Source organism: Streptomyces sp. NPDC012474, from assembly GCF_042955185.1.
Lineage (GTDB): Bacteria > Actinomycetota > Actinomycetes > Streptomycetales > Streptomycetaceae > Streptomyces > Streptomyces cahuitamycinicus.
The window spans coordinates 76309-95921 of sequence record NZ_JBIBEP010000007.1 but is presented as its reverse complement, the minus strand read 5'-3'; the positions used below and the strand labels follow the sequence as shown (position 1 = coordinate 95921).

At 70.2% G+C, this 19613-nt stretch carries 13 protein-coding genes and 2 pseudogenes; 7 read left to right on the top strand and 8 right to left on the bottom strand.

Features of this window, described 5'->3' with window-relative positions:
- Nucleotides 1-11: 11 nt before the first annotated feature.
- The gene (ngcE, locus tag ACFY9S_RS17625; RefSeq protein ID WP_391129000.1) at nt 12-1466 is read right to left on the bottom strand and encodes an N-acetylglucosamine/diacetylchitobiose ABC transporter substrate-binding protein; all 1455 of its coding nucleotides are present in this window, start codon (nt 1464-1466) and stop codon (nt 12-14) included.
- A 425-nt stretch (nt 1467-1891) separates the two neighbouring features.
- Between ngcE and ACFY9S_RS17620 the strand changes: the two are divergent.
- From ACFY9S_RS17620 to ACFY9S_RS17610, 3 genes and pseudogenes are all read left to right on the top strand, one after another.
- Nucleotides 1892-2283, top strand: a pseudogene (locus ACFY9S_RS17620) (glycoside hydrolase family 92 protein); the annotation flags it as partial.
- A 58-nt stretch (nt 2284-2341) separates the two neighbouring features.
- The gene (locus ACFY9S_RS17615) at nt 2342-4339 is read left to right on the top strand and encodes an alpha-glucuronidase (RefSeq protein WP_391128997.1); all 1998 of its coding nucleotides are present in this window, start codon (nt 2342-2344) and stop codon (nt 4337-4339) included.
- A 295-nt stretch (nt 4340-4634) separates the two neighbouring features.
- A pseudogene (locus ACFY9S_RS17610) lies at nt 4635-5065 on the top strand (zinc ribbon domain-containing protein); the annotation flags it as partial.
- Between the two features lie 34 nt (nt 5066-5099).
- Here ACFY9S_RS17610 and ACFY9S_RS17605 read toward each other — a convergent pair.
- The 5 genes from ACFY9S_RS17605 to ACFY9S_RS17585 all read right to left on the bottom strand — a co-directional run bounded on the left by ACFY9S_RS17605 (nt 5100) and on the right by ACFY9S_RS17585 (nt 11406).
- Nucleotides 5100-7094 carry a beta-galactosidase gene (locus ACFY9S_RS17605; RefSeq protein ID WP_391128994.1) on the bottom strand — a complete coding sequence of 665 codons (1995 nt, stop codon included), beginning with the start codon at nt 7092-7094 and terminating at the stop codon, nt 5100-5102.
- A complete protein-coding gene (locus tag ACFY9S_RS17600) occupies nt 7091-7774 on the bottom strand; it encodes a hypothetical protein (protein WP_391128991.1) in 684 nt (227 codons plus the stop codon). Before ACFY9S_RS17600 ends, ACFY9S_RS17605 begins: the two co-directional genes overlap by 4 nt.
- Before the next feature lie 61 nt (nt 7775-7835).
- The gene (locus ACFY9S_RS17595; RefSeq protein ID WP_391128988.1) at nt 7836-9491 is read right to left on the bottom strand and encodes an extracellular solute-binding protein; all 1656 of its coding nucleotides are present in this window, start codon (nt 9489-9491) and stop codon (nt 7836-7838) included.
- Nucleotides 9492-9547: 56 nt separating this feature from the next.
- Nucleotides 9548-10420, bottom strand: a complete 873-nt coding sequence (locus tag ACFY9S_RS17590; RefSeq protein WP_391128985.1) for an ABC transporter permease subunit — start codon at nt 10418-10420, stop codon at nt 9548-9550.
- Nucleotides 10414-11406: an ABC transporter permease subunit gene (locus tag ACFY9S_RS17585; RefSeq protein WP_391128982.1), complete on the bottom strand. Its 993-nt coding sequence runs from the start codon at nt 11404-11406 to the stop codon at nt 10414-10416. The genes ACFY9S_RS17590 and ACFY9S_RS17585 overlap by 7 nt, the downstream gene beginning before the upstream one ends.
- Before the next feature lie 231 nt (nt 11407-11637).
- On the opposite strand from ACFY9S_RS17585, the gene ACFY9S_RS17580 reads away from it, so the two are divergent.
- On the top strand, nt 11638-12636 hold the full coding sequence (locus ACFY9S_RS17580; protein WP_391128980.1) for an acetylxylan esterase: 999 nt from the start codon (nt 11638-11640) through the stop codon (nt 12634-12636).
- Nucleotides 12637-12794: 158 nt separating this feature from the next.
- Here the strand turns inward: ACFY9S_RS17580 and ACFY9S_RS17575 are convergent, their stop codons facing one another.
- Nucleotides 12795-13205: an MmpS family transport accessory protein gene (locus tag ACFY9S_RS17575; RefSeq protein WP_102912621.1), complete on the bottom strand. Its 411-nt coding sequence runs from the start codon at nt 13203-13205 to the stop codon at nt 12795-12797.
- A 121-nt stretch (nt 13206-13326) separates the two neighbouring features.
- Nucleotides 13327-13596 (bottom strand): hypothetical protein, encoded by a 270-nt coding sequence (locus ACFY9S_RS17570; protein WP_391128976.1) that lies wholly within the window; start codon nt 13594-13596, stop codon nt 13327-13329.
- A gap of 373 nt (nt 13597-13969) precedes the next feature.
- Here ACFY9S_RS17570 and ACFY9S_RS17565 point away from each other — a divergent pair, with 373 nt between their 5' ends.
- From ACFY9S_RS17565 to ACFY9S_RS17555, 3 genes are all read left to right on the top strand, one after another.
- Nucleotides 13970-15028 carry a lytic polysaccharide monooxygenase gene (locus tag ACFY9S_RS17565; protein ID WP_391128973.1) on the top strand — a complete coding sequence of 353 codons (1059 nt, stop codon included), beginning with the start codon at nt 13970-13972 and terminating at the stop codon, nt 15026-15028.
- A 507-nt stretch (nt 15029-15535) separates the two neighbouring features.
- Entirely contained in the window at nt 15536-18517 is a 2982-nt protein-coding gene (locus ACFY9S_RS17560) for a SpoIIE family protein phosphatase (RefSeq protein WP_391128970.1), read from the top strand.
- The gene (locus ACFY9S_RS17555) at nt 18517-19599 is read left to right on the top strand and encodes a substrate-binding domain-containing protein (RefSeq protein ID WP_391128967.1); all 1083 of its coding nucleotides are present in this window, start codon (nt 18517-18519) and stop codon (nt 19597-19599) included. Before ACFY9S_RS17560 ends, ACFY9S_RS17555 begins: the two co-directional genes overlap by 1 nt.
- The last annotated feature ends 14 nt before the right edge of the window (nt 19600-19613 follow it).

Sequence of the window (19613 nt, the reverse complement as noted above, 5' to 3'; positions counted from 1 at the left end):
TTCCGGTGCCGTTACTGGTGCTTGTAGTGCTTGATGGAGTCGTCCTTGGCGGTCTCGTCGGCGAAGGCCTGGATCTTCTTGATGGCCTCGGCCGGAGTCAGGCGGCCTGCCATCATCTCGCCCAGGCCGGAGACGCCGATCTTCTCCTTCTGCAACTGCACGTACCAGTCCTGGAGACGGGGGTTCACCACGTTCTCGCCGGCCTTGTCCAGCGCCGCGACGCCGGATTTCAGACCGGGGGTGAGGGTGATTCCGTCGGTGCCGCCGTTGTACGCGGTCAGCGACTTCACCTTGCCGGTGAAGTTCTTCGAGGATGCCTCGCTGAGCATGATGCGCAGCTGCTCCATGCCGCCGGCGGCGTTCTTCGCCTTGGCCGGGACGATGAAGGGCTCGCCGCCGGAGGCCCAGATGGTGCCGAAGGGCATCTTGTCGGAGGAGTCGAGGCCGGTGGGCGCGGAGACGGCCAGATCGAAGTCCTCGGGGATGACGTTGGCCGACTCGTTCTCCACCCAGGAGCCGTTCGGGATGAACAGTGCCTTGCCCTCGGCCCAGGCGGTCTGCGACTGGATGTGGTCCAGACCCGGGGTGCCCTTGAGGACGTAGCCCTTCTTGTAGAGCTCGTAGTACGCCTCGAAGCAGGCCTTGACGGCCGGGTGCCTCCAGGCGTTCGGCTCCAGGTTGTCGATCGCGTCGAGGACCTCGCGGCCGCCGACCTTGCCGATCATCGGGTAGAGCGAGAAGGGGAGGTAGTACGGGTATTTGCCCGCGTACGTCCAGCCCGCCATGCCCTTCTTCTTGGCCTTCGCACAGACGGCGAGCATCTGGTCCCAGGTCTCGGGATAGGTGGCGTCGAGCGAGTCCAGTGCCTTCTGCGAGTACCAGACGCCGTACACCGTGTAGGCGTAGTACATGATCCAGACCGGGTCGCCGTCGAGCTGGCCCATCTCCACGATGCCGGGGCGCAGCGTGTCACGGACCTTCTTGGCCGGGTCGTCGTAGGAGGGCGCGTCCAGCAGCGGGGTGAGGTCGGTGAGCTGGTTCTTGCCGGCCAGGACGCCCATGTCCATCTGCTCGGCGCCGGAGTTGTCGATGAGGTCCGGCGGGGTGCCCTGGTTGAAGCGGGGCTGGAGGGTGGACTGGATCTTCTGGGTGGCGGAGAACTTCACCGTGGCCTTGGGGAAGTTCTTCTCGTAGATCTTCACGGCGTCCTCGGCGTACTCCTTGCCGAAACCGCCGTCGAACAGGACGAATTCCATGCCGGCCGTGTCGTTGACGGCCAGCGGGTTCTTCGCGGTCTTCTTGCCGGCCTTGGCCTTGTCACCGGTGTCGTCGCCGCCGCTGGAGGCGCAGGCGGACAGGAAACTCATGGTGGGGACGGTGATCAGCCCGAGCGCGGCGGACCTTTTGATCAGATCACGGCGGCCGACACCCTCGGTGCCGTGGTTCTCGGCGGAAGTGGATCCCATGCTCAAGTCCTCGCCTTCTCCAGGACTCAGGCGGTGAACCGGATCCTTCCCGGCACCGCGATCGGGTCAAGCTGGGTCGTGCAGGAAAGTGCGGGTGGTGACGTGCGGATCGTGTGAAGCGTGCGACAGGTATAGTCCACTTCCCGCCGACGGATCAAGATCGAACACAGGGTTGGCCGTGGGTCTTATCCGAGTTGAGACCTGGCGGAAAGTCGGGGGCTGCGTCTGCTCCTCGGCGGAAATATCCCGGCCATCACCCCTGAACGCCACAAGCAACACCCTTGACACTCCCGGGCATTTGGGCAACCACTGATCTTTGCGCGTCGAAGCTGACAACGTTGTCCACTGCGCAGGGAGGGTACCCGTAGATGCTGCGGAAAGCTCGGCACAAATGGGGTTCGGCGGTCGTGTCGGCGACCGCCTTCGCTTTCGACATGGGTCCGCGCCCGTCGCCCTGGGGCACGGGCGGCGATGCCGCGCCCGTGTCGATCCCCCGGGACGACGAGGTGCCGACGCCTCGCGCGGACGTGCTGGAGGGCGACGGTGCCCTGTTCGAGGACGCGTCGGCGACGGACGCCGCGGTGACGTCCGTGGACCTGCCGGTCCCGAAGGACGCCGGGGCGGTCGAGTACCCGCTGACGTCGTCGGCGGACCGGCGAAGGCACCGGCCCGGTGGACGCCCCAGGGCTCCTCCGACGGCACGGCCTGGCAGACGCTGGACCGGCGCTCCGGGCAGTCCTCCGTCTGGGACCGGCAGCCCCGCGCGTTCACCGTGAGATCGCCGGGTACGTACGAGAGGTGCCGCCTGGTCCTCGACGTGAGGACACGTCGACAATGTTCCAACTGCTGTTCCGTGCAACCGAGTTGGGGGTTCGATGCCGCTTCCCGTGCCGCCCGTCCTGCCCGAGGGTGTCGACCCGGCCTGGCTGCCGCCCGCCGCCTTCCGGGCGGTCGGCAGCCGCAGGACGCTGATCCGCGGATCGGGTCCCCTGGTGGAGACGGTGCACGGGGAGGTGGCCCAGGCCTGCCGGCGGTTCGGGGGCCGGGTCGTGCGGGACGCCGTAGCGGACGGCTCGTACGACCTGGTCCTCGACCTCGGTGCCCAGGGACCGGAACTCCTCGGCGAGGAGGGTTTCACCTGCGCGCGGGAGGGCGGCACGACAACCGTCACCGCCCGGGGCGGACGCGGACTGCTGTACGGGCTGTTCCATGTCGTACGCCTCGGCGAAACGGCCTTCACCGGCGGACGGGCCGGGGAGACACACCGTCCCGCGCTCCCCCTGCGCATGCTCGACCACTGGGACAACGTGGCCGTGCACCCGGTCATGGGCCAGGTGGAGCGCGGGTACGCGGGCGGCTCGCTGTTCTGGCGGGACGGGAGGGCGCGGGGCGAACTCGACCGGGTGCGGGCGTACGGCAGGCTGCTGGCGGCGTGCGGGATCAACGCCGTCTCCGTGAACAACGTCAATGTGCACGCGGCCGAGGCGCGCCTGCTGACCGACCGCATCGGTGAAGTGGCCGACATCGCCGGGGCGTTGCGGCCCTACGGCATCCGCACCCACCTGTCGGTCTCCTTCGCCGCGCCGATCACGCTGGGCGGGCTGTCCACCGCCGATCCGCTGGACGGAGCGGTGCGCGGCTGGTGGGCCGAGGCGACGCGCCGGGTGTACGAGGCGATACCCGACTTCGGCGGGTACGTGGTGAAGGCGGACTCGGAGGGGCAGCCGGGGCCGTTCGCGTACGGCCGCAGTCACGCCGAGGGCGCGAACCTGCTGGCGGCGGCCCTGGAGCCGTTCGGCGGCACGGTGCACTGGCGGGCGTTCGTCTACGACCACCGGCAGGACTGGCGGGACCGCACGACCGACCGGGCCCGGGCCGCGTACGACCATTTCGTGCCGCTGGACGGGGAGTTCGCCGGCAACGCCGTGCTCCAGGTGAAGCACGGACCGATGGACTTCCAGGTGCGTGAACCGGTCTCGCCGCTGATCGGTGCGATGCCACGGACCCGGCTGGCGGTGGAGTTGCAGGCCACCCAGGAGTACACCGGGCAGCAGCGGCATGTGTGCTGGCTGGGTCCGATGTGGAGTGAGGTCCTGCGGTTCCGGCCGGAACCGGGCCGGACGGCAGGCGAGTTGGCGCGGGGCGGGCTCGTCGCGGTGTCGAACGCCGGTGACGACCCGTTCTGGACGGGGCATCCGCTGGCGCAGGCCAACCTGTACACCTTCGGGCGGCTGGCCTGGCGGCCGGACGCCGAGCCGCGCGCGGTGCTCGACGAGTGGATCGGGCTCAGCTTCCCGGAGGCCTCCCCGCGGTTGGCCGACGGGCTGCACGCCGTGCTCGACGGCTCCTGGCGGACGTACGAGAAGTACACCGCTCCCCTGGGCGTGGGATTCATGGTGCAGCCGGGGCACCACTACGGGCCGAGCGTGGACGGGTACGAGTACAGCCCGTGGGGGACCTACCACTTCGCCGACCGGGACGGGATCGGCGTCGACCGCACCGTGAAGAGCGGTACGGGCTTCGCCGGGCAGTACGGCGAACCGTGGGCCGGGCTCTACGCATCGCCGGACACCTGCCCGGACGAGCTGCTGCTGTTCTTCCACCACGTGCCGTACGGGCATGTGCTGAAGAGCGGGAAGACCGTCATCCAGCACATCTACGACACGCACTTCGAGGGTGTCGAGGAGGTCGAGGAGGCCCGGTCGGTGTGGGCGTCCCTGGCCGGGCTGGTGGACCCGGCGTGCCACGCGCGGGTGGCGGAGCGCTACGAGGAGCAGCTCCGCGGTGCCCGCGAGTGGCGCGACCAGGTCAACAGCTACTTCTTCCGCAAGTCCGGGGTGCCGGACGGGCGGGGGCGGCGGATTCATCTTTGATCTTGCGCAGTGCTCCGCCCTTCAGTGCAGAGGTGAAATTCTTCCTCGGCTTCCCGACGCGGAGCGCCGGGCATCACTGCGGAGCAAAGGTGTCCGCCCCCACAGGAACCGGCACGTGCGCGCAGCGCTCCTTGCGCAGCAGCTGGGCGGAAACGCCCTGAGGGAGTTGACCAGCTCGGAGAGCTCCATGGCGTCGGTGTCTTGGTGACGAACACCAAGTAGACGTACAGGTTGTAGACCACATGACGGCCAGTGCGCACATCAGGATTCGGATTCCAGCGAGGCGACCAGAGCCAGCACCGTGGTGGTCGAACACTTGCACATCACGAACATGGTCAAGTCCGCCCGGGGCACCATCGAACAACCGGGGAAGAACGTCGCACAGAAGGCTGGAACTCAACCGCTCCATCAGCCAGGAGGCATGTGGGCCGCACGGTCACGATGCTGACGTACAAACTCGCCCAGCGCGGCGGGACCCTCGTCAAGGTTCCCGCTCCCGGCACCTCCCAGCGCTGCTCGGCCTGCGGATACACCACGCCGGGTAGCCGGGAAGACCAGGCCACGTTCGTCTGCAAGAACGCGGACTGCGGGTGGTCGGGCAATGCCGACCACAACGCCGCCCGAAACGTCTTGCATCTGTTTCGGATGGGCCTCGCGCTCGTCCCGGCTGCCGGGAGGGCAGTCGTCAGGCGCACACGTGGCGTCAAACCCACCACCGCAAGGTAGGCAGGAATCTCCCTGCTTCAGCCGGGAGAGCACTTCAATGAAGGATCGCCACGCCCAAGGGGTCGAGGACCAGGGTTTCGCCCTGGTCCAGCCGCTTGCCGGTGAGCAGGTCGGTGGCGGTGGTGTGGGCGGTGAGGCGGGCCGGTTCGGGGGCGTGGTTGAGGAGGAAGAGCAGGCGGGTGCCGTCGGGGGCGACACGGGTCGCCGTCTCGACCGCCGGGTGGCCGGCGTAGGGGCCGAGCAGGTCGTGGCGGGTCAGGATCCTGCGGACGACCTCGTCGACGCCCCGCTGGTCGAGGGCGGTGGCGACGTACCAGCCCTCGCCGTCGCCGTACGGGTTGCGCAGGACCGCGGGGGTGCCCGCGTAGAAGTCGGTGCCGTAGGTGGCGATCGGTTCCGCGCCGCGCGTCCGCACGATCTCGAAGACGAGTCGGGCCTCGGTACCCAGCTCGGGGACGGGCTGGGTGAACTCCGGCGGGCGGGCGTCCCATTCGTCGACGCGGATGCCCATGAGGGGTGCGAGCGGCCCGGGGACGTCGGTGGGGAACGCGCGGTCGTGCTCGTCGACGCGGCCGGAGAGGAAGGTGGCCAGGACCGTGCCGCCGCGTGCGGCGACGGCTTCGAGGCGGGCGGCGAGGTCGCCCTTGACCATGTGGAGGGCGGGGGCGAGGACCACGTCGCAGGGAGTGAGGTCGGCGGTCTGCGGGATCACGTCCACGTCGGCGCCCGCCTCCCGGGCGGCCCGGTAGTAGGCGTGGACCACGTCCGGGTACTTCACCAGCCGGGACGGGCCGTCGGAGATCTCCAGGGCCCACCAGCTGTCCCAGTCGAAGAGCAGAGCGGTGCGGGCGGGGGTGCGGGCGTCGAGCGTCCGGCCGCCCAGGGCCTCCAACTCGCCTCCGAGGGCGGCGACTTCGCGGAAGACGCGGGTGTCGTCGCGGCCCGCGTGGCCGATGACGGCCCCGTGGTACTTCTCGCAGGCGCCCCGGGAGGCGCGCATCTGGAAGTAGAGGGCGGCGTCCGCGCCGTGGGCGATCGCCTGGAAGGTGGCGAGGCGGAGTTCGCCGGGCCGCCGGAGCGGGTTGACGTCACGGCAGGCCGTCGTGGACGGGGTCTGCTCCATCAGCCAGAAGGGGGCGCCGTTCTTCAGGCCGCGCATCAGGTCGTGGGCGAGGGCGGGCCGGGTCGGCGGCGCGTCGAGGGCCGGGTAGTTGTCCCAGGATGCGAAGTCCAGGTGGGGCGCCCAGCGGTGGTAGTCGAGGGGGCGAAAGGTGCCCATGAAGTTGGTGGTGACGGGCGTGTCAGGGTCGTGGGCGCGGATCACCTCCTTCTCGGCCAGGAAGCAGCCGAGGAGGGCGTCGGTGGTGAAGCGGAACCAGTCGAGCGTGATGCCCTGGAAGGCGGTGTGGTCGGGGCCGCGCCAGTGCTCGGTGAGGGCGTTCGGCGGCTCGATCTGGTCCCAGTCGGTGTAGCGGTGCGACCAGAAGGTGGTCCACCAGGCGTCGTTGAGGGCGTCGAGGGTGCCGTGCCGGTCCCGGAGCCACTGCCGGAACGCCTCGGCGCACAGGTCGCAGTAGCAGGCGCCGCCGTACTCGTTGTTGATGTGCCAGGCGAGCAGGGCCGGGTGGTGCGCGTAGCGTTCGGCGAGACGGGAGGCCAGCGCGGTGGCGTGTTCGCGGTACGCCGGTGAGCTGGGGCAGAAGTTGTGGCGCTGGCCGTAGCGGTGGCGGCGGCCCTCGAAGTCGGTGCGGTTGACCTCGGGGTGCTGCTTCGCGAGCCAGGGCGGGAGGGCGGCGGTGCCGGTGGCCAGGCAGACCCGGCGCCCCTCGGCGGCGGCCCGGTCCAGGACGCGGTCCAGGATCGTGAAGTCGTAGGTGTCGGGGGCCGGCTGGGTGAGGGACCAGGTGAAGACGCCGACGGTGAGGGTGTCGATCCCGGCCCGGGTGAACAGCCGGTGGTCCTCGTCCCAGACCTCCTGGGGCCACTGCTCGGGGCTGTAGTCGCCGCCGTAGCGGATCTTGTGCGTCATGTGGTGAAGTCCTTCCGCGTCTCGGCGATCACCGGGCGGCTTCCGTGCAGCAGGGACAGCAGCAGCGGGGCGGCCAGCAGGGCGGCCACGGCCTCGGTCAGCAGGCTCGCCGACGCGGCCGTCAGGACCAGCAGGGAGGCGACGGCGAGGGTGGCGCGGCCGTGCCGGAACAGGAAGTACGCGGCGAGGCGGGCGGTGTCCCGTGTGCGGAAGGCGAACAGCGAGGTCAGGACGAGGGCGTGCGCGCCCCACAGGAGGCAGCCGGCGCCGATCGCCGCGAGCAGCAGGGCCCACCAGCCGGGCAGGCCGGTGGCGGAGAAGTGGGTGAGGGTGAAGGCGATGACCGTCAGCCAGGCCAGCAGGGGGGCCCAGACCTTCAGTGCCGGTACGGCGTTGAGCCGCAGGCCGCGCAGGTAGGTGTGGGCCGGGTGCAGCTCGGTGAGGTCGCGGCTGCGGTGGTGGAGGGCGTAGAGCGCGGCGGACAGGGCGGGCCCGAGGGGCAGCAGGCACGGGGCCGCGAGGGGGAGGTTCGCCGGGTCGGGGCCGAGCAGCAGCAGTGCGGCCAGCCCCGGGGAGGCGGTGAGGAGGAGCAGCGCCTCGACGGTCAGCAGGGTGTGGATGAGGGCGCAGGCGCTGGAGAGGGTTCCGGTGCCGAAGCCGGAGGCGCGTACGGTGCTCATGCCGCGGCCCCACGGCCGGGCCGGTGCCTTACGTCCCGTCGGGGCGGGCCGGGGACGCGGATCACCCGTTCTCCTTCCTGAACCGCTCGTACGCCTTGTTGTGCAGGTCGACGAGCCGCTGCATGTTCTTCGACTTCAGCTCGGCGAGGTAGGCGTCCCACTGGGACAGCGGGCGCTTGCCGAGGACGAACTGCAGGGTGTTCTGGATGACGGTGTCCTTGAGCGGGGTGTCCCAGAGGGTCGCCTGCTCCTGCTCGAAGGACTGAAGGGGATGGGCCGGGGCGACGGGGAGCTGCCGGCGCTGGGCCATGGTGGCCTGGAACTTCTTCTCGTCCGGGCTGAACATGGAGGAGACGAGTTCCCAGCTGCCGCCGTAGGCGAAGACGCCGTTGTAGAAGCCGTAGTCCTTCTGCATGTCCTTCGGGGCGTCCGGGTCGGAACCCATGAGACTGATGCCGGGCTTCAGCTCGTACCGGCTTCCGGAGCGGGTGTACGTGACGCCCTCGACACCCCAGCGGGCCAGCCGCTGGCCCTCGTCCGAGTACCAGAGCCAGTCCACGAACTGCATCATGGCGACGAAGCTGTCGCTCTTCAGCGCCTTGCTGGAGATCATCACGCCGTTCTCCAGCCGGCTGCCGCCCAGCACCACGGGGCCGGCGGGGCCGAGCGGCACCGGAACCATCTCGATCTTCGCGCCCTCGACCTGCTTCTCAAGGTTGTACCGGTAGTCCTGAACCAGGACCTGGGGGTTGGCGCTCATCGCGTAGGACTTCTCGGCGAGCAGCTTCTGCAGCGCCTGGTCGTCGGTCTGGCTGAAGCTCTCGGGGTCCATGAGCTTCTCGGCGACCAGCTTCCGCAGGTACTCGACCATCTGGCGGTAGCCGTCCTGGGCGCCCGTGAAAACGAACTGCTGCGCCTTGTCGTCGAAGCTGATGTTGTCGTACCCCCATCCGGCCCTGACGCCGAAGGCCTGGCCGAGATAGAGGAACAGGGCGCCGCAGGGGAACGGGGTGTTGGTGCTCCAGCGGTCGGAGAAGGGGTACTTGCCGGGATACTCCTCCTTGAGCGCCTTGAGGACGTCGTACACCTCGTCCCAGGTGGTGGGGAGGGCCAGGCCGTGCTTGTCGAGGACGTCCGTGCGGAAGGACAGCGAGTAGCCGGACTTGACCTTCTCGTGCAGGCCGGGCAGCAGGTAGTACCTGCCGTCGGACTGGCGGATGGAGTCGAGCTCGGGCTCCAGCTTCCACTTGCGCACCTTGTCGCGGAAGTTGGGCATCAGCTTGACGTAGTCGCTGACCGGGAGGACGGCGCCCGAGGAGACGAAGGCGACCTCGGAGGGGTGGTACGTCTTCGGGATGAGGAAGGGGGCGTCCCCGGCCCCGATGAGGACGCTGCGCTTCTTCTCGTAGTCGGCGAGCGGGACGTCGATCGGCTTGAGGGTCACCCCGGTGCGCTTGCTGAGCTCTTTCCAGAACAGCCAGCCGTCCTTCATGGGGTAGACCGGGTTGTTGTTGTGCAGCACCGAGAAGGACAGGGGCTTGGCCGCCTTGAACTGCTGTCCCGCCCGGTAGTTCTTCATGGCGCCGTCCTGCTTCTTCGACAGGTCCTTGCCGTCCCCGCCGTCGTCTCCGCTGCCGCAGCCGGTGACCGTGGCGAGGCCGATGAATCCGGCGGCGGCGAGGATCTGGCGCCGCGAGAGCTGTCCTGCGTTCTGCACGGAGACTCCTTTGTTCCGTATGCGAGTTGTTCCGTAGGCGAGCCGGGTGGGCGGCGTCAGCCCTTGACCGCGCCGAGCATCACGCCCGAGACGAAGTAGCGCTGGACGAACGGGTACACGCAGAGGATCGGCAGGGCGGTCAGCACGATGGTCACCGACTGGATGTTCGCGCCGACCTGGCTGAGCTGCTCGGTGCCGGCGCCCGCGTTGCCGCCGCCGGTGGCGCCCTGGATGAGGTTGCGGAGGTAGACGGTGACCGGCATCAGATCGGTCCGGTCCATGTAGAGGAAGGCGCTGAACCAGGAGTTCCAGAAGGACACCGAGTAGAAGAGCACCATCGTCGCCACGACCGCCTTGGACAGCGGCAGCACGATCCTGAGGAGGATGCCGTAGGTGCTCAGGCCGTCGATCTGGGCGGCCTCCTCCAGGTCGGTCGGCAGGTTCTCGAAGAAGGCCTTCATCACCAGCAGGTTGAAGACGCTGATCGCGTTCGGCAGCGCGATCGCCCAGACGCTGTTCTTCAGCCCGAGGTTGGTGACCAGGAGGTAGTTCGGGATCAGACCGCCGGTGAAGAACATGGTGAACACGGCGATCCCGACGAGCACGCCGCGGCCCTTGAGGTGCTTCTTGGACAGCACGTAGGCGTAACACGTCGTCAGGACCATGGCCACGACCGTCGCCACGACCGTGTACAGCACGGTGTTGCCGTAGTTCCGCCAGAACATCGAATCCTGGAACACGATCTCGTACGTGGTGAGGTTGAACCCCTTCGGCAGCAGGGTCACCTCACCGGCACGGATCTGCCGCTCCCCGCTGAAGGACCGCGCGAGGATGTTGGTGAAGGGATACAGGGTCACCAGCACGACCAGGGTGAGGATCACCCCGTTGACGCCCTGGAAGACCCGGTAGGAGCGGCTCGGCTTCACCACAGGCTCGTCCCCACCGTGCGACGCGAGAGCTGGTTGGCGGAGACGATGAGGACCAGGCCGATGATCGCCTCGAACAGTCCGATGGCGGCGGCGTAACTGAAGCTGTTGGACTCCACACCGGACCGGTAGACGTAGGTCGAGATCACGTCGGCGGTCGGATACGTCAGCGGGTTGTACAGCAGCAGGACCTTCTCGAATCCGACCGCCATGAACGTGCCGATGTTGAGGATCAGCAGCGTGACCATGGTGGGCCGGATGCCGGGCAGGGTGACGTGCCAGATCTGCTGCCAGCGGTTGGCGCCGTCGATCCGCGCCGCCTCGTACAGGTCCTCGTCGATGGTGGTGAGCGCGGCGAGGTAGAGGATCGTGCCCCAGCCGGCGGTCTGCCAGATCTCCGAGCCGACGTAGATCGTGCGGAACCATTCGGGTTCCTGGATGAAGCGGATCGGTTCGTGGCCCAGCCAGCCGATGACGTGGTTGACGGGCCCGTCACTGGCCAGCATCTGCATCGTGATGCCCGCGACGATCACGATCGACAGGAAGTGCGGAAGGTACGACACCGACTGCACGAACCGCTTCAGGGAGCGCCGGCGCACCTCGTTGAGCAGCAACGCCAGCACGATCGGGACCGGGAAGCAGAACAGCAGCGTGAGCCCGCCGATCCACAGGGTGTTGCGGAACACCTGCCAGAAGGTGGGGTCGTTGAGGAACATCTGCACATAGCGCAGCCCCACCCACTCCTCGCCGAAGATCGACCTTCCGGGCTCGAAGCGCCGGAAGGCGATCACGTTGCCGATCATCGGCAGATAGCGGAAGACCAGGAAGAACAGCAGCGGCAGGATCGCCAGGGAGTACAACTGCCAGTCGCGGCGCAGCGCCCGCCGCCAGCCGGTCCGGGCGGGCACCCGTCTGCCGCGGCGGGGCGCGGCCCGGGCCGGAGGCGGGTCCTCGGTGCCCGGCGGGGCCGATGTGGTGGACGTGCTCATTGCTCGGGCCTCCCGTGGGCATGGGACGCGGAACCGAAACTTTCGAGCTTCTACCGGTAACTTCGCGGCAACTTATGGGCAGAAGAAAGCGCTGTCAATGGGTACCGCGCGGTCGGGTGGGACGCCTGGGGCGCGTTGGAACGCCGTCGAAGCTGGGTAGACCCCAGGGGCCGACCGACCCTTCCGCGTCGCAAGTTTCTGGACGACCACCGACTCCTGCGAGGTGCCGCCGTGCCCGCGTTCGACCTGCCCCTGACGGAACTGGAGCGCCACCGCCCGGACATCGAGGAGCCCGCCGACTTCGACGCGTTCTGGACGAGCACGCTGAAGGAGGCGGGGCAGACGGACCCTCTGGTGTCGGTGCGGCCGGTGGAGACGGGACTGCGGCTGACGCGGACCTGGGACGTGACCTTCCGGGGCTTCGCGGGCGACCCGGTGCGGGCGTGGTTCAGCCGGCCCGCCGGGGCCGGCGAACTCCTGCCGGCCGTCGTCGAGTTCGCCGGGTACGGGCGCGGCCGGGGGCTCCCCCACGAACGCCTCACCTGGGTCAACGCCGGGTACGCGCATCTGCTCATGGACAACCGCGGCCAGGGCGACCAGTACGGGTGCGGTGGTGACACGCCCGATCCCCACGCGCTCGCGCCGGGCGGGCCCGGGCCGGCGGTGCGCGGGCTGCTCGCCGCCGCGGACTACCACTACCGGCGCCTGATCACGGACGCGGTGCGCGCGGTCGCGGCGGTGCGGGGGCTGCCCGGTGTCGATCCGGCGCGGGCCGTGGCGGTCGGCAACAGCCAGGGCGCAGGGCTGGCCCTGGCGGTGGCGGGGCTCGTCCCGGACCTGGCCGCCGTGCTGGTCACCGCCCCGTTCCTGTGCGGAATCCGCCGCGCCCTCGACCTCACCGACGCGGGCCCGTACGGCGAGATCGCCGCGTACCTGTCGGTCCACCGGGGCGCCGAGCACGCCGTGTACCGCACCCTGTCCTACGTCGAGGGCGTCTCCTTCGCCCGCCGCGCGCAGGCTCCGGCTCATTTCGGGGTGGGACTGCGGGACACGGTGTGCCCGCCGAGCGGGACGTACGCCGCCTTCAACCGCTATGCCGAGCTGACGGGGACGGAGCCGCGCAAGGAGATCCACGCGTATCCGTTCAACGGGCACGAGGGGGGTGACGCGGTGCAGGTGCGGCGCCAACTGGGGTGGCTGGAAACGGTGTTGGACGACCGGCGCGAATGATCGTGAGCAGCGGGTGACGGCTGGGGTGCGTTGCCCCGTGGTGAGCCGGAGCCGGGCGACCGGGCTCGCTCAAGCGGGCGGGAGACGACACCGGTCCAGCCGGCAGACGCCGATGGCGCAGCCCGGAGGCTGCGCCACCCCGCCGGCCCTGCCACGGCTCATCCCGTGATCGGGGACTCCGCCGTGCAGCCGCCGGCGGTCACCAGGCCGTCGGCGCTCTGCTCCTCGAGCACCTTGCCCTTGTGGATGATCTTGCAGGTGACCTGGGCCCCCTCAGGGTCCGCGGCGACCGGCATGACCGCCGCGGGCATGATGCCGCGCAGCGTGACCGTCTTCTTCCAGGGCAGCTTGGGCTTCGACACCGACTCGATCTTCGGTTCCATGGCCTTGCCACCGCCGCCGTGGAATTCGATCGAGTCGATGTTCTTCCCCGTGACCTCGTAGGTGACCTCGTACGTCTCGTCCACGGCCTTGTCGACCTGGTCGACCGCCTCTGAGCAGGCGGTGAGGCCGAACGCGAGACCGGTGACGGCGACGGCGCAGACGGCTGCGCGGATGGTGCGGTTCAAAGGATCCCCCCGGATCATGATGGCCGAAGCCGCAGCCAACCTCAAAGGGAAAGTAAAGTCAACTTGCCCTGTGCGGCGACCTCTTGGCCGGACCGGGAGGCTGACACCTCGTCGCCCCGGCCTACTCCAGCACCTCTTCCCAGTGCAGGCATTCGGTGTAGTTGAAGTTCCACTTCAAGCAGTGCTGCGTCCGGACCACCGACTTCCGGTCCTTGAACTCGGTGATGATGCTGTCGCCGTCGACCCGGGAGACTCCGACCTTCTCGCTGAAGTCGATCTTCATCCGGTTCTCCAGAGCGAGGCTGGACAGTGCGTATTTGCCCTGCGCCTCCGGGTACCTGCGGAAGACCTCCTTGATCGCGTCGTGGAACTCGACGTCCTCACTCGGCATGCATGTCATGACAGCCTCCTGCTCTCCACGTGCCGGGCCGTGCGCTGAGGGGTCCTTTCGCCATGCCCGTCCGAGTCGCGCAGAGCGAAAGGACCCCTTGTCCGCAGTCTGCGAGCACCGCGACGCGAGCGCGCGCTGTTCTCACCCGAACGGGCTCGTGCGCCCTTCCGGTGGCCGCGAGGCGTTTACATCTGTGCCGCCTGGCGCTACCTTCCGCACCATGTGGGGTGGGAGCGCTCCCATCAGGGTGGACCGGAACCCGCCTTCGAGTCGCTCCCATCCCGCGCACCGGCGCACACACATCCGCAGGTCCGTACCCCCACGAACGGACGGTGCTGTCATGATCCTGACAAGCAAGCCGGGAGGATCCACGATGCCCCGCTCATCACTCCCCGCCCGGGCCAGAGCCTTCTTCCTCGTACTCCTCTCCCTCCTCGTCACCGTCCCGGCCATCGGCCTGGTCATGACGACCGGGGGCGAGGCGGAGGCGCACGGCACACCCATGAAGCCCGGCAGCCGCACGTTCCTGTGCTGGCAGGACGGGCTGACCGACACCGGCGAGATCAAGCCGGTGAACCCCGCGTGCCGGGGTGCGCAGCAGGTCAGCGGCACCACGCCGTTCTACAACTGGTTCTCGGTGCTGCGCTCGGACGGCGCCGGCCGCACCAAGGGCTTCGTACCGGACGGCGAGCTGTGCAGCGGCGGCAACACCAACTTCACCGGCTTCAACACGCCCAGCAAGGACTGGCCGCTCACCCACCTCACCTCGGGCGCGACGGTCGACTTCTCGTACAACGCCTGGGCGGCGCACCCGGGCTGGTTCTACGTCTACATCACCAAGGACGGCTTCGACCCGACGAAGACGCTCACCTGGAACGACATGGAGGAGCGGCCGTTCCTGAGCGTCGACCACCCGCCGCTGAACGGCTCCCCGGGCACGGTCGAGGCCAACTACTCCTGGAACGGCAAGCTCCCCGAGGGCAAGTCGGGCCGCCACATCATCTACATGGTCTGGCAGCGCTCCGACAGCCAGGAGACCTTCTACTCCTGCTCCGACGTCGTCTTCGACGGCGGCAACGGCGAGGTGACCGGCATCAAGGAGCCGGGCAACCCGACCGAGCCGGTGCCCGGCACCTGCACGGCCACCCGCAAGACCACGGGCACCTGGAACGGCGGCTACCAGTCCGAGGTGACCGTCACCAACACCGGTACGGTCCCGATGCTCGGCTGGATGGTCGACTGGAGGCTCCCAGCGGGCCAGAAGGTCGAGAGCCTGTGGAGCGGCAGCGCGACCTACAACGGCCAGGCGGTGATGGTCCACAACGCCAACTGGAACGGCTCGCTGGCCCCGGGCAAGAGCACGACATTCGGGTATGTCGTCTCCGGGCCGGGCGATGACAGCGCGAACAGCTTGCCCTGCCGGGTGGGCTGAGGCGCCGGAAGGGGCGGGTCCGGTGAACCGGGGAGTCCGGTGACCGGGCCCGCTGTCGCGATCACCGGGTCTCGGTGCCGTCGAACACCAGGGGCTGGACCGAATACGCGGTGATCTCGGTCTCCACGCCTGGTCGGGGAGCGCCACCTCGGTCTCCACGCCGGTCAGGGAGCGCCACCTCGGTCTCCACGCCGGTCAGGGAGCGCCACCTTGAGCGAGCGGCGTTTCGAGGGCTGACCGGCGATGTCCGAGGGCTGACCGGCGATGGCGGGGGTGTGACCGTGACTCGCCGGAGCCGTTGACCGAGCCGAGTCGGTCGTCCCATATGTCGCTGTTATCCAGGTGTGCGATTCTGTGTGTGGGTGCCCTGCCGCTCATGTGCGGCGTGGATCCGCCATGGGAGGCGCTACCCCGCGCCGCCGGTCCCGTGCCCGCGTCGTCGTCGCCTGAGTTCCGGGGACTCCCACCTGCCGGTGGCTGCGGCATGGACGGGAGGTGGATGCGGACATGCCCCATTACGGCGATGCCCGGGCCGCGGCCCCTGGTCTTCGGGCGCCGGGGAACGGGGGCACCGGCCCGCCCCGTCCCGCTCCGGAACCGGCCGCGCGAGCTCGGCTGCTGGCGTTCGCGGGCGTGGCGCTGGCGGTGGTGTACGTGCGCAGTGAGGACGGGGCGGAGCTCCGGCTGGTGGAGTCGGCCGGGGCAGAGTCCGGGCAGCGGTACCGGCTGCCGGGGCGGGTGGCGGTCCCGGCCGGATCCGCGGCCACGGGTGCGAACGCCTCCCCCGGACCGTCATCACCTGGCGCCTCCCACGGCTCCCCCGCCTCGGAACCTTCGGGCGAGGCCCGCATCGGGGGCGGTTGCCCCGCCGTGGCCGAGGCGTATCAGCGAGGGCGGGCCGTGTGGCTCGCGGGTGTGATGCCCGGGCGTGAGGAGGGCGCGGCCGCCGCCTCGCCGCTCGGGGCGTTGCCCCTGGGGGCTGCGGGCGGGTGGCTGGGGTGTCTCGTCGTGGTGGGAGAGGCCGGGGAGGGATTCGGGACCGAGCAGCGGGAGTTTCTGGAGTGGTACGCCGAGGCCGTCGCCGAACGGCTGCGGGGCGAGGCAGACCGGTCGGCGCCCTCGCCGCTGCTGGATTCGGCCCTGCGCGCCATGGGGGTCGGGTCCTTCGCCCTGTCGCCCGGCACCGGGCTGGTCGAGACGGACCCGGCGCTGCTCGAACTCGTCGGCATCCCCGAGGGCGGTTTCGACGGCAAGACCGACACGCTGCTCTCGTGCAGCGTCCCGGAGGACGTCCCCGCGCTGATGTCGGTCATCGAGCCGTCCGCGCAGACCCCCGGCCGGCGTGAGCTGGAGTTCCGTATCCGACGGCCCACCGGTGAACTGTGCTGGCTGCGGCTGAGCTGCCGGGTGTTGAAGGGGCCCGAAGGCGCTCCGAAGCGGGTGCTGGGCGTGGTGAGCGCGGCGCCCGTGCTGCGCCGCAGCGCCAGCGACGTCGCCCGGATCCAGTGGCTGACGGCCGCGCTCGACGACGCCACGACCGTCCGGGACGTCAGCCGTGTGGTGGTCGCCGCGCTCCGCGAGCCGCTGGGTGCCGACCGGGTGGCGCTCGCCGAGCTGGTGGAGGACCGGCTGGCGGTCACCGTGCTCGATCCGCCGGGTGCGGGGGCCTGGCCGGAGCTGTGGCGGCGCGAGTGGCGCTCGGAGTGGCCCGACGCCCCGGTCACCGCGCTGCCCACGCTCCAGGCGGCGCTACGGGACGGCCGGGTGAGCCTGTGGCCGGTCGGTTCGGTGCTGGAGCCGGGGCTGGCGGGCATCGGGCCCGGCGGCCTCGCGGTGCTGCCACTGCCGGCCAAGAACGGGGTGGCCGGGGTGTGCCTGGTCGGCTGGGACGCCCCGCACGAGTTCGCCCCCGAGGAGCGGGCTCTGCTGACCGCCACCGCGGGCCTGGTCGGGCAGGCCCTGAAGCGCGCGCACGCCTACGACGCCGAGCAGGAGCTCGCGACGATGCTCCAGCGCAGTCTGCTGCCGCGCCGGCTCCCCAAGCTGCCCGGTGGCACCGCCGTGGCCCGCTATCTGCCCGCCCGGCGCGGTCTCCAGGTGGGGGGCGACTGGTACGACGTGATCGCGCTGTCGGAGAGCAAGGTGGCGCTGGTCATCGGGGATGTGCAGGGGCACAGCGCCGGCGCCGCGACGATCATGGGCCAGATGCGTACGGCGGTCCGGGCCTACGCCGTGGAGGGGCATCCCCCGGACGTGGTCGTCGCGCACGCCAACCGGCTGCTCGTCGGCATGGAGACGGACCTGTTCGCCACCTGCTGCTATGTCGAACTGGACATGGAGGAGGGCAACGCGCTGTTCGTGCGGGCGGGGCATCTGGCCCCGCTGGTGCGGCATCCCGACGGCGGCACCGCGGAGATCGCCGTCGAGGGCGGGCTCCCGCTGGGCGTCCTCGCCGACGCGGAGTTCCCCCTCACCGCCCTCGCGCTCGCCCCGGGCACGGTCCTGGCGCTGGTCACGGACGGCCTGGTCGAGTCGGCGGATCTGCAGTTGGACGAGGGGATGCGGCTCGTACGCCAGGCGCTCGCGGCGGCCGATCCCGCCGACCCGGGGCGGATGGCCGACGAACTGCTCGGCGAGGCCGGGCGCCGTGAGGACGACGTGGCGGTGCTGCTGCTGCGCTACGACGGGATGCGGGTACGGCCCGTGCGGTCGGGCTGGGTGGTGTGGCGGCTGCCGGACGCGGTGATGCACGCACGCCGGTTCAGCGCGCGGACGCTGCGTTCGTGGGGCATCTCGGCCGAGGCCGACACCGTCCTGCTGGTGGTGTCGGAGCTGGTCACCAACGCGCTGGTGCACACGCAGGGCGCGGTGCGGGTGGAGCTGACCCTGGCGGCGGACCGGCTGCGGGTGACCGTGAACGACTCCTCGCCCCGGGCGCCGGCCAAGCCGGTCGTCGTGGACTGGGAGTCGACGGGCGGCCGTGGGCTCTTCCTGGTCGAGGCCGTGTCGGCGGCCTGGGGCTCGGTGCCGGTGGGCGGCGGCAAGCAGGTGTGGAGCGAGATCGTCGTCACCCGTCCGGAACAGGGGGCGGCACCCGGCGAGGAACCGGACGAGGAACCGGAGGCCGAACCGGAGGAGGAGCGGAAGCCGGGCCGCGGCTGGGGCCTGGGCCGGGACCGCGGCTGGGGGCTGGGCCGCAACCGGGAGCGCCGCAAGTCCCGCGACCAGGGCCGCCACCGTGGCGACGACCGGACGGCGGACGATCACGACGACCCCGCCACGGACCGCGAGGGCGACCGCGCCTCAGACGGTCACGACAACCGCACCCCGGACCGCGACGGCGAGCAAGCAACAGGCCGCGAGGGCGAGCCGGCGGCCGCCCGCAAGGGCGAGCAGGCCGTGGGGCTCGACCGGGCCATGGAGCACATCGGCGACGGTGTCGCAGACCCGCCCCCGCGCCGGAACCGGCCGCACGAAGGAGGCCCCTGATGCGTCGCCCCGGTCTGCGCGGCGCCGCAGGGCTGCTGGCGCTCCTTCTGGCCGTGACCCTCGCCGGGTGTACCGACAGCGGCGGGGAGGGCGAGGGCGGGCAGACCATCGGGCTGCTGTTGCCGAGCCGGGCCGTGCCCCGCTGGGAGAAGTCCGACAAGCCCCTGATCGAGAGGCGGGTGAAGGAGCTCTGCCCCGACTGCACGCTCGTCTACGCCAACGCCGAGAACGACGCGGCGAGCCAGCGGCAGCAGATGAACTCCATGATCACCCGGGGCGTCTCGGCCCTGATCCTGGACGTCGTCGACCCCAAGGCCCTGCGTTCCTCGGTGCGCGCGGCGCAGCGCGAGGGCATCCCGGTCGTCGCCTACGACCGGCTCGCCGAGGGCCCGATCTCGGGTTTCGTCAGTTTCGACGGCGCCCAGGTCGGCAGGCAACAGGGCCAGGCGCTGCTGAGGGGCATGGGCGGCAGGGCCGACGGCGGAGGTGTCGTCATGGTGAACGGCGACCCGTCCAGCCCCAACGCCGCCTGGTACGAGGGCGGGGCCCGGTCCGCCCTGCAGGGCGAGGTGCGGATCCTGAAGTCGTACAACACCATCGGGTGGCGTACGGAGAACGCGCACGACCACATGTCCGCCGCGATCAGCGCCCTCGGGCCGAACCGGATCGACGGGGTGCTCGCCGCCAACGACTCGATCGCGGCCGGTGTCATCTCGGCGCTGAAGAGCGCCCGCGTCTCGCCGCTGCCTCCGGTCACGGGCCAGGACGCCGATCTGGACGCGCTGCAGCGCATCCTCAAGGGCGAGCAGTACATGACCGTCTACAAGCCGTTCCGGCTGGAGACCGAGGCGGCCGCCGCGATGGCCGTCGCCCTGGCGCGGGGCAACGACATCGACGCGCTGGTCACGGCGCAGGTGGACAGCCCCACGACCGAGGACGTCCCGGCGGTGCTGCTCGACCCGATTGCCGTCACGCGCGAGACGATCGGCCGGACGGTCGTCCGGGACGGTGTCTACACGATCGACCAGATCTGCACCCCGAAGCTCCGTCCGGCCTGCGACCGGGCCGGGCTGACCCGGTGAGTGAGGTGGTTTCC